This is a genomic window from Spirulina subsalsa FACHB-351, assembly GCF_026130165.1.
Lineage (GTDB): Bacteria > Cyanobacteriota > Cyanobacteriia > Cyanobacteriales > Spirulinaceae > Spirulina_A > Spirulina_A subsalsa_A.
Window position 1 is genome coordinate 1 of the sequence record NZ_JAIHOM010000119.1, and the last position, 15,391, is coordinate 15,391.

15 protein-coding genes are annotated in these 15,391 nt (G+C 48.2%); 10 read left to right on the forward strand and 5 right to left on the reverse strand.

The genetic code is table 11. From position 1 onward, the window contains the following. On the reverse strand, positions 1 to 464 hold a 464-nt coding region (locus K4A83_RS18435), incomplete at its 3' end, for a nicotinate-nicotinamide nucleotide adenylyltransferase (RefSeq protein ID WP_265266134.1). Positions 465 to 818: 354 nt separating this feature from the next. Between K4A83_RS18435 and murC the strand changes: the two genes are divergently transcribed. The 3 genes from murC (at position 819) to K4A83_RS18450 (ending at position 4,100) form a co-directional block, all read left to right on the forward strand. Next, positions 819 to 2,339, forward strand: a complete 1,521-nt coding sequence (murC, locus tag K4A83_RS18440; protein ID WP_265266135.1) for a UDP-N-acetylmuramate--L-alanine ligase — start codon at positions 819 to 821, stop codon at positions 2,337 to 2,339. Positions 2,340 to 2,422: 83 nt separating this feature from the next. Beyond that, positions 2,423 to 3,391 (forward strand): UDP-N-acetylmuramate dehydrogenase, encoded by a 969-nt coding sequence (gene murB / locus K4A83_RS18445; protein WP_265266136.1) that lies wholly within the window; start codon positions 2,423 to 2,425, stop codon positions 3,389 to 3,391. Between the two features lie 358 nt (positions 3,392 to 3,749). Beyond that, positions 3,750 to 4,100 carry a YbaB/EbfC family nucleoid-associated protein gene (locus K4A83_RS18450; protein ID WP_265266138.1) on the forward strand — a complete coding sequence of 117 codons (351 nt, stop codon included), beginning with the start codon at positions 3,750 to 3,752 and terminating at the stop codon, positions 4,098 to 4,100. 69 nt (positions 4,101 to 4,169) lie between these two features. Here K4A83_RS18450 and K4A83_RS18455 read toward each other — a convergent pair whose 3' ends face one another. The 3 genes from K4A83_RS18455 to K4A83_RS18465 form a co-directional block, all read right to left on the reverse strand. Continuing rightward, positions 4,170 to 5,753, reverse strand: a complete 1,584-nt coding sequence (locus K4A83_RS18455; RefSeq protein ID WP_265266139.1) for a HAMP domain-containing methyl-accepting chemotaxis protein — start codon at positions 5,751 to 5,753, stop codon at positions 4,170 to 4,172. A gap of 346 nt (positions 5,754 to 6,099) precedes the next feature. Then, entirely contained in the window at positions 6,100 to 6,741 is a 642-nt protein-coding gene (locus tag K4A83_RS18460; RefSeq protein ID WP_265266140.1) for a pentapeptide repeat-containing protein, read from the reverse strand. 603 nt (positions 6,742 to 7,344) lie between these two features. Beyond that, a complete protein-coding gene (locus K4A83_RS18465; RefSeq protein ID WP_265266141.1) occupies positions 7,345 to 7,743 on the reverse strand; it encodes an AbrB family transcriptional regulator in 399 nt (132 codons plus the stop codon). 376 nt (positions 7,744 to 8,119) lie between these two features. Here K4A83_RS18465 and K4A83_RS18470 point away from each other — a divergent pair, with 376 nt between their 5' ends. The 7 genes from K4A83_RS18470 to ppk1 all read left to right on the forward strand — a co-directional run bounded on the left by K4A83_RS18470 (position 8,120) and on the right by ppk1 (position 14,398). After that, the gene (locus tag K4A83_RS18470) at positions 8,120 to 8,563 is read left to right on the forward strand and encodes an Rrf2 family transcriptional regulator (protein ID WP_265266142.1); all 444 of its coding nucleotides are present in this window, start codon (positions 8,120 to 8,122) and stop codon (positions 8,561 to 8,563) included. A gap of 172 nt (positions 8,564 to 8,735) precedes the next feature. After that, positions 8,736 to 9,275: a hypothetical protein gene (locus K4A83_RS18475; protein WP_265266144.1), complete on the forward strand. Its 540-nt coding sequence runs from the start codon at positions 8,736 to 8,738 to the stop codon at positions 9,273 to 9,275. Positions 9,276 to 9,304: 29 nt separating this feature from the next. Beyond that, entirely contained in the window at positions 9,305 to 9,619 is a 315-nt protein-coding gene (locus K4A83_RS18480; RefSeq protein WP_265266145.1) for a hypothetical protein, read from the forward strand. Between the two features lie 274 nt (positions 9,620 to 9,893). Next, on the forward strand, positions 9,894 to 10,241 hold the full coding sequence (locus K4A83_RS18485; RefSeq protein ID WP_265266146.1) for a YtxH domain-containing protein: 348 nt from the start codon (positions 9,894 to 9,896) through the stop codon (positions 10,239 to 10,241). After that, the gene (locus K4A83_RS18490) at positions 10,234 to 10,650 is read left to right on the forward strand and encodes a DUF948 domain-containing protein (RefSeq protein WP_265266147.1); all 417 of its coding nucleotides are present in this window, start codon (positions 10,234 to 10,236) and stop codon (positions 10,648 to 10,650) included. Before K4A83_RS18485 ends, K4A83_RS18490 begins: the two co-directional genes overlap by 8 nt. A gap of 95 nt (positions 10,651 to 10,745) precedes the next feature. After that, complete coding sequence (locus K4A83_RS18495) at positions 10,746 to 11,975, forward strand: FAD-dependent hydroxylase (protein WP_265266148.1); 1,230 nt, start codon at positions 10,746 to 10,748, stop codon at positions 11,973 to 11,975. Between the two features lie 263 nt (positions 11,976 to 12,238). Further along, the gene (gene ppk1 / locus K4A83_RS18500) at positions 12,239 to 14,398 is read left to right on the forward strand and encodes a polyphosphate kinase 1 (RefSeq protein ID WP_265266149.1); all 2,160 of its coding nucleotides are present in this window, start codon (positions 12,239 to 12,241) and stop codon (positions 14,396 to 14,398) included. Between the two features lie 81 nt (positions 14,399 to 14,479). Here the strand turns inward: ppk1 and K4A83_RS18505 are convergent. Further along, the coding region (locus K4A83_RS18505) for a DNA gyrase C-terminal beta-propeller domain-containing protein (protein ID WP_321161038.1) at positions 14,480 to 15,391 on the reverse strand (912 nt) is incomplete at its 5' end.

Below are 15,391 nucleotides of genomic sequence, written 5' to 3' on the forward strand. Positions count from 1 at the left end.
TGAATGTTAATCCCTTGGTCATGTAATTGTTCAATGATGGGCTGGAGATGGCAGGGGAGGGGGGGGCGGGGGGCGACTAACCACTGGAGGGCGGGGATGAGTTGATGGCGTTGGTACCATCGGGGGAGGGTTTGAAAGGTATCAAAGCCAACAATCCAGTACCACTCACTGGGGGGATAGGTGGCTTGGAGGTGTTGGAAGGTGTGGATGCTGTAGTGGGGAGTGGGGTGGGCTGGGGGGATTTCTAGGTGAAAGTGGGGGTAGGGTGCGATCGCCTGCTCCACCATAGAACAGCGATCAACATAGGGAGAACGCCGTTTTTGGGCTTTATGGGGAGCATCCCCATCGGGAATCCACAGAATTTGATCGAGTTGACCTTGAGTTAAGGCCACTTGGGCCAGAGTTAAGTGTCCCTGATGAATAGGGTCAAATGTTCCACCTAAAATCCCTCGTTTTTGCTTCAAAGTTCTGGAAAAATTGGCCGTATTGCGGTAAAACCAAGGAAAGTTTCCGGATTAACAGAAAAAATGCCTGCCTAATGGTAAAAACAATCCTAGGAGTTATTTAAATCTGGCTCTTTCGAGTCCTTGATCTGGCTCTTTCGAGTCCTTGATCTGGCTCTTTCGAGTCCTTGATCTGGCTCTTTCGAGTCCTTTAAGTTCAATAATCTAGTCCGTAGGTCAAAGGAGTGAAAAGATAGAAAATCATGATGAACTGTATCCTGACGGTTGAATCCTTGATATTATAGCGCGTGTCCCTCGTGACACGGATCGTGTGATTAGTCTTGTGGTGTGGTGTGTGGTGTGCAAGGAGATTTGATGGCAAACACAATTAACTTTCAGGGAAAACCCTTCCACTTTATTGGAATTGGTGGGATCGGAATGTCAGCCCTCGCTTATATTTTGGCGAAGCGGAATCTCCCGGTTTCAGGCTCAGATATTCGTTCAACTCATATAACTCAGCGCTTAGAGTCGGCGGGCGCTCATATTTTTAGTCGTCAGGATGCAGATAATCTAGATTTTTTTAAAATGCCCACCGAAGACCATCCCGCCCCGATTACCATTGGGGTAGGAGTTGAGGGCAATGGGAACAATGGAGGGTATGGAGCAACTCAAGTTCAGGATTCCAACCCTCCTCAAGTCATTTGTTCAACGGCAATTCAAGCCAATAATGCAGAATATCAGGCCGCACAAGCTCAGGGCTATCCGATTTTTCATCGCTCTGATGTCTTAGCAGCCTTGATTGAAGATTATGACAGTATCGCTGTTGCAGGAACTCATGGGAAGACTACAACCAGTAGTTTAATTGGTTATGTATTACTGCAAGGGGGTTTAGACCCTACGATTGTCATTGGGGGGGAAGTTAATGCCATTGGGGGCAATGCTCGTCTGGGCCAAGGGGGCTATTTAGTCGCCGAAGCGGATGAGTCTGATGGTTCTTTAGTGAAGTTAGCGGCCAAAATTGGAGTCGTGACTAATATTGAACTGGATCATCCCGATCACTATGACAGTTTGGACGAGGTGACGGAGATTTTCCGGATCTTTGAACAACAGTGTGAAACCATGGTCGCCTGTTGGGATTGTGCAACAGTCCGGTCAACTCTACGCCCCCAGATTACCTATAGTTTGTTCCCAGAACAAGGGGCTGATTACACGGTGACGGATGTGGTCTACAGTGCCGAAGGGACTACGGCACAGGTTTGGGAAAAGGATGTGTTGTTAGGGTCTTTACACCTGCCGTTGTTGGGTCAACATAATTTAAGTAATACTTTGGCGGCGATCGCAGTGGCTCGGCATTTAGGCTTAAGTTTCCCCGTCATTGCTCAGGGGATCTCAACCTTTGAAGGGGCAAAACGCCGCTTTGAGTACCGAGGCCAAGCCAATGGTATTACCTTTGTGGATGATTATGCCCACCACCCTAGCGAGGTACAAGCTACCCTCGGAGCCGCCCGTTTATTAGTGCAGCAAAATGCCCAATCCCAAGGGGCTTACCGTCGTCTAGTGGCCGTGTTTCAACCCCACCGCTACAGCCGCACTCAAGCCTTTTTAGGGGATTTTGCCCAATCGTTTCAGGATGCAGATTTAGTCATTGTTACCGATATTTACAGTGCAGGAGAGTCCCCTGTGGGACAATTAGGGGGGGAACAAGTGGCGGATGCGATCGCCCACTATCATCCTCAAGTAATCTACGGGGGAGGACTGGAGCCAGTAACAGCCTTGTTGGAAGAAATGTTACAGCCCGGTGATTTAACGCTGTTTCTCGGGGCAGGGAATCTGAATCAAATTATCCCTCATCTACTGGTCTTTTATAGCAAGGTGTCCTTACCCACCTCAGTTTAGGAACTGAAGGTTTCTCCTTTTGAATTCCTCCGAATTTCTCCACTCCTCAACCTGAATCTATTCACACTTTTGATGAACGCACTATGACACTGTCCTCTGATGCCCCTAGCACGAAGAAGCTCTACTTCTACGGAGGGAAGTCGTTCCACCCTTCACCCGTCAGTCTAAAAGGGACTGACTGCATTGTTCGTCCTGATGTTCCCCTCGCCCCCCTCACCTCCTTCCGCGTTGGTGGTCCAGCGGAGTGGTATGTAGCCCCGCGCACCTTGGAAGATTTACAACTCAGTGTGGCTTGGGCTGACCAGCAAAGTCTGCCCGCTACGGTTTTAGGGGCAGGTTCCAACTTATTAGTGAGCGATCGCGGAATTCCGGGCCTAGTCATTAGCACCCGACATCTCCGCCATAACAACCTACACCCCGACAATGGTCAAATTATCGCCGGAGCCGGGGAACCCATTGCTCGTTTAGCCTGGAAAGCCGCGAAACGAGGCTGGCAAGGTCTAGAGTGGGCTGTCGGCATCCCAGGCACCATCGGGGGCTGTGTGGTGATGAATGCGGGCGCTCACCAAAAGGCGATCGCCGATTGTTTAACCGATGTTCTGGTTCTCAATCCTGACGGGAGTTTAAACCTGCTCACCCCCGAAGATTTGCAATTTAGTTATCGCACCTCCATCCTACAAGGCGATCGCAAATTAGTCCTACAAGCCACCTTACAACTCACCCCCGGAGGCGATCGCGCCGAAATCATGGCACAAACCACCCACAACCTCCACCAGCGCAAAGAAACCCAACCCTACCACCTCCCCAGTTGTGGCAGCGTTTTCCGCAATCCCTACCCCCACAGCGCAGGCTGGCTCATCGAACAACTCGGCTTAAAAGGTTATCAAGTCGGCGGCGCCCAAGTCGCTCATCGTCATGCCAACTTCATCCTCAACTGCGGCGATGCCACCGCTAGCGACATCTTAAACGTCATCCATCACGTCCAAGAAAAAGTCGAGCAGCACTGGTCCCTACTCCTCCACCCAGAAGTAAAACTCATGGGGGACTTTTAACAAAAGTAAACTACTGGCGAGGATAGGGCTTCCTGATTTAACGGGAACTGCATCTAATCCTCCTGTAGGTTGGGTGAAATGAAATGTAAACCAACATTTCAGCCTTCGATTGCTGGGTTTTGCGATCGCTCCACCCAACCTACAAGATTACATTGAGTATCATTGCACTCAACATTAGGGTATCAATGCTCAAAGAACAACCTGACACAGCCTTTAAGCTACCGTGCTACATCCTACAATCTTTTAAGGGTGGGATGTAGCGCAGGGGATCTATGGGGATCTATAATGATTGTCAAAACATCCGCTTGAGCCATCTAGCCCAGCACTATCAGTACAAAATTTCACATTTAAACGAGATATGACCCAAGGAAAAGGACAAGGATTCGGTTTCGGTTTAGGCAAAATGAAAGAACTAACCGAAGCATTCAAGAAAGCCCAACAAGTTCAACAAGGGGCAAAACAGCTGCAAGAAGAACTCGAACAAATGGAAATTGAGGGGCAAAGTAATGATGGCTCAGTGAAAGTCATCCTCAGTGGCAACCAAGAACCCCGACGGGTGGAAATCTCCGAGGCGGCCGTCGCCCAAGGCGCCCAAGCCCTTTCGGAATTGGTCACAACGGCCATGAAAGATGCTTATGATAAATCCACAGAAACCATGCGTTCCCGCATGGAAGAATTAACCAGTGGTTTAAATCTGCCCGGATTATAAAACTTTCCCCATTCCAATTGATAAAAGAGGTCAACCTGATGTTGACCTCTTTTCTTATTTCTTCTTAAACTAACTTCTTTGCCCTCCTAAATCTTGTAAAATCAACGCCACCTGATTTAATAACTGAACCGTGCCTTGAGTTTGGCTAATCCCCACAACCGTTTCCTGCGCACCCTGATTAATATTATTCATCGCCAGCATCACCATTTCAATTGCCTTAGCCTGTTGCTGTGCCGTTAAAGCAATTTGTTGATTCGTGGCAATCACATCCGTAACTGATTGGGAGACAGATTGGAAAGCATCCGCCGTTTGTTTCGAGAGTTGAATCCCCATTATCGCATTCGTTTTACTCATCTCAATACTTTTAAGAAGAGGCTGCATCACCCTCTGAGTTTCCCCGATCAAAGTCGTAATTTTGGCCGCCGACTCCTTACTTTGATCCGCTAATTTGCGAATTTCAGCCGCTACCACCCCAAAGCCTCTCCCCTCAGCTTGCGCCCGAATTGCCTCCACTGAAGCATTCAAGGCTAACATATTGGTTTGGATGGCAATATCTGTCACCAAAGCACTAATCACATTCACTTGTTCCAGTTTTTGATTTAACTCATCAATTCGCTCTACAATTGTTTGCACATCTTCTGCGGTTTGGGTAATACCCGTTAAGGTTTCCCCCACCGTCAGACCACCCACTTGAGCAAAACTCAAAACTTGTTCTGCATTTTTTAATGCTTGATTTGCTTGCTCTGCGGATTGATTGGATGCCACTTCCAATTGATGTATCGTGGTTGTAGTTTCATTCACTGAAGCGGATTGGGCAGAAAGAACTCGCTCCTGTTCTTCAATATTTACACTTAATTGACGGACTGAAGATGCAATCGTTTGAATCACTTCTAATAAGGGTTTACTAATCATTTTACTTAATACTACTCCTAAGATAACGGCTATCAACGGAGCAACAAAAACACCAATTAAAGACCAAAAAAGAGTAAACCTTTCCTCAAGTGCTGCCTTTGTTTGAGCTTGTTGGGATAGTTCTTGGTTCACTTCAATCAAATCCAAAAGCTCTTGAGATATTTGGTCAAATAAGGGTCTTTTTTTATCCTTTTGTTGCCTATTAACTTGATTCCAGATACGAATAGAACTATCAGCTTGAACAATTTGCTGATTTTGGATGTCTTCCGATTGATTGAGGGCATTCAATTTAGCTTCCCAAGGATTAGTTAAGCCCAAATTGTGATAGCTGTTTTCCAGTGTTAAGAATTCTTGGTGAGCTTGTTTCCAGCCTTCCCAATTGGCTAAAAACCGTTGATAACTTTGCTCTTCTTCAGGAGTGCGTGGCGTTGCTTGATACTCGGCTAATCCTTCCTCAATTTGTTGCCAAGCTGTTCGGATTCTGGTTAACGCTTGCTCCCTATCTTCCTGTTCTAAACCGGGATAAAGGAGCATTCGTTCTGAGGATTGAATTTGTGTCGTTCCCTCATTCACTTTCCACAGACCGCTAACACTCGGTAGGGTCTTTTCGGTGAAGGTTTGAATGACTTGATTTAATCGTTGGACACTGAACCACCCCATACCCGCAACGATGAGGACAATCAAACCCATGACAGAAAAAGAACCAATGAGTTTAACCTGTAAACCCGATTTATTGAACATAAGTTCCCTCCTACTGGGGATAACTAGATGTATCGGTAATTGACTGTCATTTTAAAACTGTAATATAATACAATTACATAGGTTTTTAGAAGTTAAGTGACTTAAATTCTGCTCAGGGCAATAGTCAGAATGTATATAGTAATACTATTTGAGTTGTAACATTTTTGGAAATTGAACCCATATTGTAGGGGTAATTCATGAATTACCCCTAACACAACCTATTTAGGATTACTACGGTCTTCCTTAACCTATTTTTGTAGGCAGTCAGTCCCGAGAATGTATATTGATTAAGAATTGGTGAAATGAATGGGCAGAATAAAAGATTGAAAGCAAATTGAAGTCAAATTTACATCAGAGACTTAGCTAGGTGAGTGCCAATGACACAAGCTTGTTCTAGATTTGCCCCCGTTAAGTTACTGCCTATAATCTCCGCACAAAGAAGATTCGCACGAGCTAAATTTGCCCCGGCTAAGTTAGCTCCACTTAAATCGGCTTCTTCTAAGTTGGCTTCACTTAAACTAGCCCCTTGTAAGTCAGCTTGGGCTAAATTTGCTCCTTTTAAGTTGGCGCTATTGAGATTTGTTCCTCGCAAATCTGCACCGCGTAAATCTACACCCTGTAAGTTCACACCTGTTAGATTCGCTCCGCTTAAAAAAGCCCCGGCTAAACTAGCTTGAACTAATTTAGCTCCCATCAGGTTGGCTCCTCGTAGATTACTCCCCCGTAAATCAGCTTGGGTGAGATTAGCTTGCATTAAATTGGCACCGAGTAAATTCCCTCGCAAGTCGGCGGTGTTTAAGTTGGCTCCTAACAAGTTCGCCCCGTCTAATCTTGCTCCTCTTAAATTCGCTCCAGTGAAGTTTGTCCCTACAAGGTTAGCACCTGCTAAATTAACGCGCTCTAGTTGGCAGTGCTTGAGGTCTTCATCTTCTAGATCAATTCCGGGGAGATTTTTCTGAGAACCGGAGCGAATTGCTTCAATATCCATAGGCTGTATTAGCTTGAAAAGGATGTCAAGAGGTTTAATAATTTCAAGGAAAACAAGCTGAGTTGGTCAACAAGAAAGAATTACTGAGAAAACTTGAAAAATAGGCACACAGACCTAGACCATTTCACGGGAAAAGCCAAGGAAGAAGCCCATGAAAATCGTGGTAACTCAGAGCGCGTAACTCCGAGCGATTCACTTAGAATTACCCAACAGAGAAACTTAAGTTTTGGTCGAGCAACAATATTCTCTGGAGTTAGACAATATCCAAACCAAGAATAATAAAGAGTCGGAAATACTTCAGTCTAGATGATAACCCCAATGATACCATGAAATATAATCTCTATCAGGAGTTTATCTTTTTATAACGCATTTTATAACAATTCTTCACCACAATTCCGGGGTGATTTATTGACCCTGATTATTTATATTTCCAGCTAAGGGGCTTTAGGCGGGAGCAATAGCCGCTTGGAAAGCCCCTCTCATGGCTGATTTTGGACTGTAGCTGGGGGATTAGCTCGATGAGTGCTGAAGATTCCTGCTCCTTCTGTTGTGGGAGTTTACAGCCCCCAAAACTGGCTAAAATTGAGCCGTTTGGATGGGGGGTTAATCTTCTTCTAACTCTTCGGTGCTTTCCCCAACTTGCTTGAGATGAATGTGTTTCCGTCCTAGGCTAATTTCAAACTCATCACCGGGTTCTAAGCCCATTTTTTTGGTGTAGGCTGAACCAATGAGTAGGTTTCCGTTGGACTGGACACTAATACGATAGCTGGCCGAACGTCCTCCTCGTCCGTTGCTTCCTGTGGTACCATCTAACTCAATGCCTTCCGCATCAATGAGGGCATTGAGGAATTTCATCATGTTGACTCGTTCGATCCCGTTTTTGGTGAGGGTATAGTAACCGCAAGCTCTGGCTTTTTCTTCTTTGCTGAGGTTGCCCAGGGCTTTGACTTTTTCTACCAGTTCTTGACCAGTCAGGGGTTCGGGGTTTTTCTTTTTATTCATCAACTTAGGTCTTAAATGACTGCCTTATTTGTTGTGTTTGCGGATTGTCGAGTGACTTTGTTCTGACGACAATTTTGTTTGGCTTTCACCAATACTATCTATCAAACTATAAAACCTGTCCAAACGTCAATAAGACTTTAAACTAATTAAAGGAATGCTGAAAGGCAATCGGGTTGAAGGGAGACATTTAACCCTTGACAGTGGATGGCTAATAGCTAACAGATTTGCTAATATAGCAGTCTGGTTTGAGGGATGGCTCAAAATCTGGGGGTTTTAGACAGCAGGGGAGGCTCACTTTTGCTGTTGAACCCATCAGCCATGGAGTGGTCGGGAGGATAGCTAGACCTCAAGGAGAAGCCGTAAGGAGAAGCAGTGGATGAAACTAACAACTCGTGGCCATTATAGTGTAAAAGCTTTGCTTGATTTGAGTTTACAACCGGAAGATAAACCCGCTTCGGTTTCTGCGATCGCACAACGCCAAGATATTCCGGCAGCTTATTTAGAAAAGTTACTGATTGAACTGCGTCGAGCGGGTTTGGTTCGTTCTATTCGTGGCGCTCAAGGAGGATATCAACTCAACCAAGAACCCGCCCAAATTTCCCTAGGACAAATTTTAGCGGCCGTGGGAGAAAGTATCGATCCTTTACCCCGCCATACTCCTGATACATCTCAAGCGGAAGACTGGGTAACTTTTAGTCTTTGGCAAAGACTGCATGACAAATTGAAGGAGGCACTTTATAGCATTACTTTGGCAGACCTTTATTATGATGCTCGCAGTTGGCAAGCGGTACAGGGAGAGGAAACCCGTTTTATTGTTTAGGTTGTTTTTGGGTGTTGTTTTAAGGGGGGTGGACTGTTGGGGGGCTTTAAGGGGGCAAGGATTGACTTTAAGAATTGACTTTAAGGGGGACTTTTCGGGATTGACAAATCTGGATAGAATCAAAGCCAGAAGTGTTAAGACTATATAACATAAGGTGTGAGGCAATGGAATTATGAAGAAAAATCAAGTTGCAAAAGGGGTAAGGAGTGGCGTTGGTCTGGCCTTTTTGGCTATGGGAATGATGGGGATTTGTTCAGGGGTGGAGCAACCTGTCTTAGCCCAGGCGGCCTATGGGAGTTATGTGGGGATTGGGGGAGGTTTTGGGGTAATGAATGATCAAGGGGGGAATGGGCAAGATTGGAGTGGGGTGGTGGCTTTTCGGTATAAGTTTTTAGAGGTGCCGGTTTCGTTACGAGCGCAAGGGTTTGTGGGGCGTTCTGTGGCGGTGGTGCCGACAGTTTCCTATGATATTCCTCTGAATTGGCAAACGGATCTATATATTGGGGCTGGGGCGGCTTTTGGGAGTGGGAGTAATGGGGTGCCGTCTCCGGTGGGGGATAAAACGAGTTTTGCATTACAACCGGGAATTGATTACGCGGTACCGAATAGTAAGTTAGTGATTTTTGGCAATGCGGTGATTGCTTTTGATGCTTACCGCAATGGGGGGGGAACGGCGGTTTCTGTGCAAGGAGGGGTGGGGTATCGATTTTAATCTGTTCTGGGGAGAGAATTGGGGAGAAAATGCTGTTTTTAGTGGTGGGTTTTAATGTGTTGTTAGCGCTGGTAAATTTTTATGTGGCGTGGAAAATTTGGCGCTTGGGTCGTTCTTTGGCCGAAGCCACTAAGGTGATGACGAGTTTAGAACGGACGATTCACAATATTTTCTATCCGGCTCCGATGGTGATTATTAAGGGACAGGTGGGAACTCGTGTATTTCGTGAAGCTTGTGCGAGGTGGGGGTATCAGGTGGGGCAAGTAGAACGAATTTTGCGGTTGTTAACGGGCCTGCCTCGGTTGTGGCGTAGGGGTTTGGGGGTTTATCGGCGGCGTAGGTAGGGTCTACTGAAAAAGCCCAACGTTAGACTCAACAAGGTAATAGGTAATAGGTAATAGGTAATGGGTAATAGGTAATAGGTAATAGGTAATCGGAAATAATTATCAATTGTCAATTGTCAATTTTCAATTATCAATTCCCCTCTCCCCTGCTCCCCTGCTCCCCAAGTTATTCAGCAAGCCCTAGGTGATGGGGGGGAGTTGTGATTTTCGGGGGAGGTACTTGTCCTCCGGCAAAGTTCCGATAGAATTGGGATAAGCGTAACAGACCAAAGCTATGGCAAAAAACAGCACTGGGGCATTTATTGGGGGAATCTTACTTGGGGGGGCAATTGGCGCGATTGTCGGGGTTTTGGTGGCTCCGCGTTCGGGTCGAGAAACTCGTCAGATTCTCAAGAAGTCGGCGGATGCTTTGCCGGAGTTGGCGGAGGATTTGTCTACGACTGTTCAGTTTCAGGCGGATCGTCTTTCGGAGTCGGCGGTTCAGAATTGGGAAGGGACGTTAGAACGGTTAAAGGAGGCGATCGCAGCCGGATTAGATGCGAGTCAGTTAAAAGCCCAAGAATTGAACGAAATGCGCAATATTGCGGCTAAACCTACAAGTTCTTCAGAGCAGCGTGATTGACCCTATTTTTTGGTTAGGACTTTCTTTGTTATTGGTGGCTGTTAGTTTAACGGCGGTTTTGGTGGCGGCGTTTCCGGCGTTTCTGGAGTTAGCCCGGGCGGCACGGAGCGCGGAAAAGCTGTTTGATACCCTTCGCCGAGAATTCCCCCCGACGTTGGAGGCGATTCGACTCACAGGGCTAGAAATTAGTGAGTTGACCGATGATATTAATGAGGGGGTTAATAATGCCACTGGGGTGGTGAAACAGGTGGATCAGAGTCTCAGTGATGTGCGTCAGAATGTCCAGAATGTACAGGTGAGAACGCGCAGTGTGGTGGCTGGGGTACAGGCGGCCTGGCAAACGTTGAATCGTCCTCCTGCACCTTCTCGTCGTTTGAAAAAGTCCCGTCCTGAGAGGAGTCGAGAGTAGGGAAGGGCTTTCAATTCCCTTGCCACACCCCCAATGGTTCTGTCACAATATAAGGTAAAGATTGTTATTGTTTTTTAAATTTTTCGTTAAAAAAAGTGACATTTAAAGAGTTTTGTGATAGGGAGTTTGATGCGGATCTAGCCGTTGTCGGTGGCGGGATTGTGGGGGCAACTTTAGCGGCAGCCCTGAAGGGGAGCGGCTTACGGGTGGTGATCATTGAAGCACAATCACCAGCCCAGGCGAAGGCTCGCCAGCGTGCCTATGCTCTCTCGCTGTTATCGGGGCGGATTTTTGAGGGGATAGGAGTATGGGGTCAAATGTTGCCCCAGATTGCTCAATTCAAGCAAATTAGCCTCTCGGATGCGGATTACCCGGAAATTGTTCATTTTCGGCCGGAAGAACTGGCAACAGGGGCTTTGGGCTATGTGGGGGAACATTCGGTGGTTTTGGGGAAGTTACAAGGGTTTTTAGCGGGGGCGGAGAATGTACAGTGGCTCTGTCCGGGACAGTTGGTGGAGGTGGAGGAGAGTGGAGAGGGGATCAATCTGACGGTGGAGCTGGGGGAGGAAAGGCGCAGGCTGCGGACTCGTTTGGTGGTGGGGGCCGATGGGGCGCGATCGCCTCTCCGGAGTTGGGCCGGGATTAAAACCAAGGGCTGGAAGTATTGGCAATCCTGTGTGACCTTTACCATTCGCCATGACCAACCGGAGAATGAGACAGCTTATGAGCGATTTTGGTATAGTGGGCCAATGGGGATTTTGCCCTTGCCCGGGAATCGGTGTCAAGTCGTTTGGACCGCGCCCCACGGGGAAGCCAAAGCCTTGCAAGGGTTAGATACTGGGGAGTTTTTAGAGCGGTTTAGGGAGCGCACGGCCGGGGTTTTGGGGACTGTAGAGTTAGTGGGCGATCGCTTTTTATTTCCGGTGCAGTTGATGCAGTGCGATCGCTACATTCAAAACCGTTTCGCCCTGATTGGCGATGCCGCCCATTGTTGTCACCCTGTCGGAGGACAAGGCCTCAATCTCGGCATTCGCGACGCAGCCGCCCTAGCCCAAGTCTTACAAGAAGCTCAAGCCCAAGGGGAAGATATTGGCAGTATCGCAGTTTTGCAGCGTTATGAACAGTGGCGCAGGCGGGAAAATTGGGTCATTTTAGGCTTTACCGACTTTCTGGATCGGATGTTTTCTACCCCTTGGTGGCCCGTGGTGACGGTGCGACGCTGGGGCATTTTGCTGTTAAAACATATCCGTCCCCTCAAGTTATTTGCCCTGCAATTGATGACCGGACTCAAAGGACGCGCCCCCCAACTGGCTCGCTCCAATTGAGATCCTTCCTAGGGCTGGCTGAATAACTCGGGGAGTCGGGAGCGGGGGAGCAGGGGAGCAGGGGAGCGGGGGAGCGGGGGAGAGGGGAAGTCGGGAGTCGGGAGTCGGGAAGATCCCGTTCTACTCATTTCTTAACCCGAACATAAATCGATTGGTCAGGCTTTCAGGATAGGATGAACAATGGAGGGTAGGGGACGCATCATGGCCTGTGATTGAGGATTCGCCCCCTCCCGCGACTTCCCTTGTTGCTATCCCCAATCATTATGTCCAAAGCCAAAGCTTCTGACCTCAGCACCACTACCCTGAACTTCAAAGATCCCCAATATTACTTCAACCGGGAATTGAGTTGGTTAGAGTTTAACTACCGTGTCCTCCACGAAGCCCTAGATCCCCGCACTCTGTTGTTAGATCGGCTCAAATTTTTGGCGATCTTCAACGCCAACTTAGATGAATTTTTCATGGTGCGGGTGGCTGGACTGAAACAACAAGTCGAGGCCGATGTCCATAAACTGACCCCCGATGGTCGCACCCCCTCCCAACAACTGGAGGAAATTAGCGATCGCCTGCGTCCCATGGTCGAACAACAGGATCAAATCTTTGAACACACCCTCAGACCCCAACTAGCCTCAGAAGGAGCTTATTTAGTCAACTACGTTGATTTGCACCAAGAACAACGGAAATATCTCCAACAGTTCTTTGAAGCCCATATTTTCCCCGTCCTCACCCCCTTAGCCGTCGATCCCTCCCACCCCTTCCCCCACATCTCCAACCTGAGTTTAAACCTAGCCGTCCTCGTCCAAGATCCCGACACCAAAGAAGAACTCTTTGCCCGCATCAAAGTCCCCCAAGTCTTGCCCCGTTTCGTCAAACTGCCCAACGATCTACAAGATTCGGGAGAGAAAGCGATTGTTTGGACAGGCGTTCCCCTAGAACAGGTCATTGCCCATAACCTAGAAACCCTATTCCCCGGCATGAACGTTCAAGAATGTTATCCCTTCCGGGTGACAAGGAACGCAGACATTGCCCTAGAAGAAGACGAAGCCGATGATCTCCTCCTAGCCATTGAACAGGAATTGCGGAAACGGCGCATGGGCGGCTCCGCCGTCCGTTTAGAAATTCAGGCCTCCATGCCCGATAATGTGCGTCAAACCCTCATGAGAGGCTTGGATCTCGATGAAATGGACGTTTATGAGGTAGAAGGACTCTTAGGGCTACAAGACCTCATGAACTTGCTTAAACTGCCCTTACCTCATCTTCTCGAACCCGCCTGGACTCCCGTTGTTCCCCCCCGGATTCAACGGATGTTTGACTCAGCCGAGGCCAGCCGGAAATTAGAACGGGATGATGGTGAGGATATCTTTCAACTGTTATCCCAAGGGGATTTACTCGTTCACCATCCCTATCATTCCTTTGCCTCCTCCGTGCAGGAGTTCATCACCCAGGCCGCTTGTGATCCCCATGTCCTAGCCATCAAAATGACCCTCTACCGGACTTCTGGGGATTCGCCCATTGTCAAAGCCCTGATTCAAGCGGCGGAAAACGGGAAACAAGTGGTGGCCTTGGTGGAATTGAAAGCCCGTTTTGATGAAGAAAACAATATTCAATGGGCGAGAACCTTAGAACAGGCGGGGGTTCATGTGGTTTATGGTTTAGTCGGTTTAAAAACCCATACAAAAATTGTCCTAGTGGTGCGTCAGGAAGGCAATGCCATTAAGCGTTATGTCCACATTGGGACGGGGAACTATAACCCCAAAACAGCGCGCTTATATACGGATTTGGGTTTATTAAGCTGTCGGGATGAATTGGGGGCCGATTTAACAGACTTGTTTAACTTCCTCACGGGGTATTCTCGCCAGAAGTCCTATCGCAAATTGTTAGTCTCTCCGGTGAATTTGCGCGATCGCCTCATGACCCTCATTGACCGCGAAATCAAGAACGCCCAAGGCGGCGGTACAGGTCGCATTGTGGCTAAAATGAACTCCTTAGTAGACCCCAAAATGATCGCCAGACTCTACGCCGCCTCTCAAGCCGGGGTCAAAATTGACCTCATTGTGCGGGGGATTTGTTGTTTACGGCCTCAACTGTCCGGCGTGAGCGACAAGATCAACGTCATTAGCATTGTCGGGACTTTCTTAGAACATTCCCGCATCTTCTACTTTTATAACCAAGGGCAAGATGAGGTTTACATCGGCAGCGCCGACTGGATGCCTCGTAACCTAGATCGTCGCGTGGAAGCGGTGACACCCATTGAAGATCCCGAAATTGTCAAGGATATTCAAGAAATCCTCGGGGTGATGTTAGCCGATAATCGTCAAGCGTGGGAACTTCAAGAGGATGGCCATTATCAACAACGTCAACCGGAATCCCCCACTCAAGCCCGCAGCGCCCAAAAGATGCTGATGGAGATGGCATTAGGGAGTTGATCTACTTTCGGCGGTCGCGAGGATTTTTTGGGTTGTCGGTGAAGGGAGCAACATTCCCTGGTCACGGTAGAGGGACATAATCTAAGCGGGAGGAAATAGCTTCAGAATGGTTTCTTCCCCTTGGAGTGCGTCAATTTTGTCTCCGATGCCGTCTTTTCCCCATAAACTGACTGACTTCACAGGGAGATAGACGAGGCGCTGCTGACTGGTGATGATGGAAAACTGTGCGCTTTCGGGGGGGGCGACTATCATCCCCATGAGGCGATCGCCTCTCCGGTGGAATTGTAGCCCCTGTGTCCCAATATCGCCCCGTTGCCCCCGTCGGATCATGTGGAAGGGTAAACGCTTCCCATAGCCTTCTTGAGAGAGCAGGAGTAAATCCTGATCGGGGGTGAGTGTGGCACAGCCTACCACATCTTCCCCTTTGCGGACGCGGGTGGCTTGGTTGCCTTGGGCGGTGCGTCCCATAATGGGCAGTTGGAGGTCATCGATGGGGAAGCGTAGAATTCGCCCCCCTGAGGTGGCTACGGCGACTTCTTCAGCTTCTGTTGTCCAGCCAACGTAAATCAAGGCATCGTCGGCTTTTAATTTGACCAATGTCGATCCCCGATTGGTCAGTTGATCCACCTCTGTTCCGGCTAACCGTTTGACTCGTCCTTGGGCGGTCAAAATGACGAGGAAATGACGCTGGAGGTCTTTTGGGGGGAAAAAGACGGTAAAAATCTCTTCTCGCTTCTGCTGGATGCTACTGGGTAAGAGTTTGAGTAGGGGTGTAGACCGACTCCCGGCCGAGGGAATATCTGCCACGGCGACGGGGTAGGCTTTGCCGGAGGCAGTGATAACGATCATTTGTTCTCGTTGTTGGACAGGTTCAAACAAGAGAACTAAATCCTCGACTTTTTTGGCATTCTTCAATTTGGGGGGGGGAGAATGCCAGCAGATTTTGCCCTTGTGGGTGAGTTCGACTAGGGCATCTTTGGGCAGGTTCAGGGG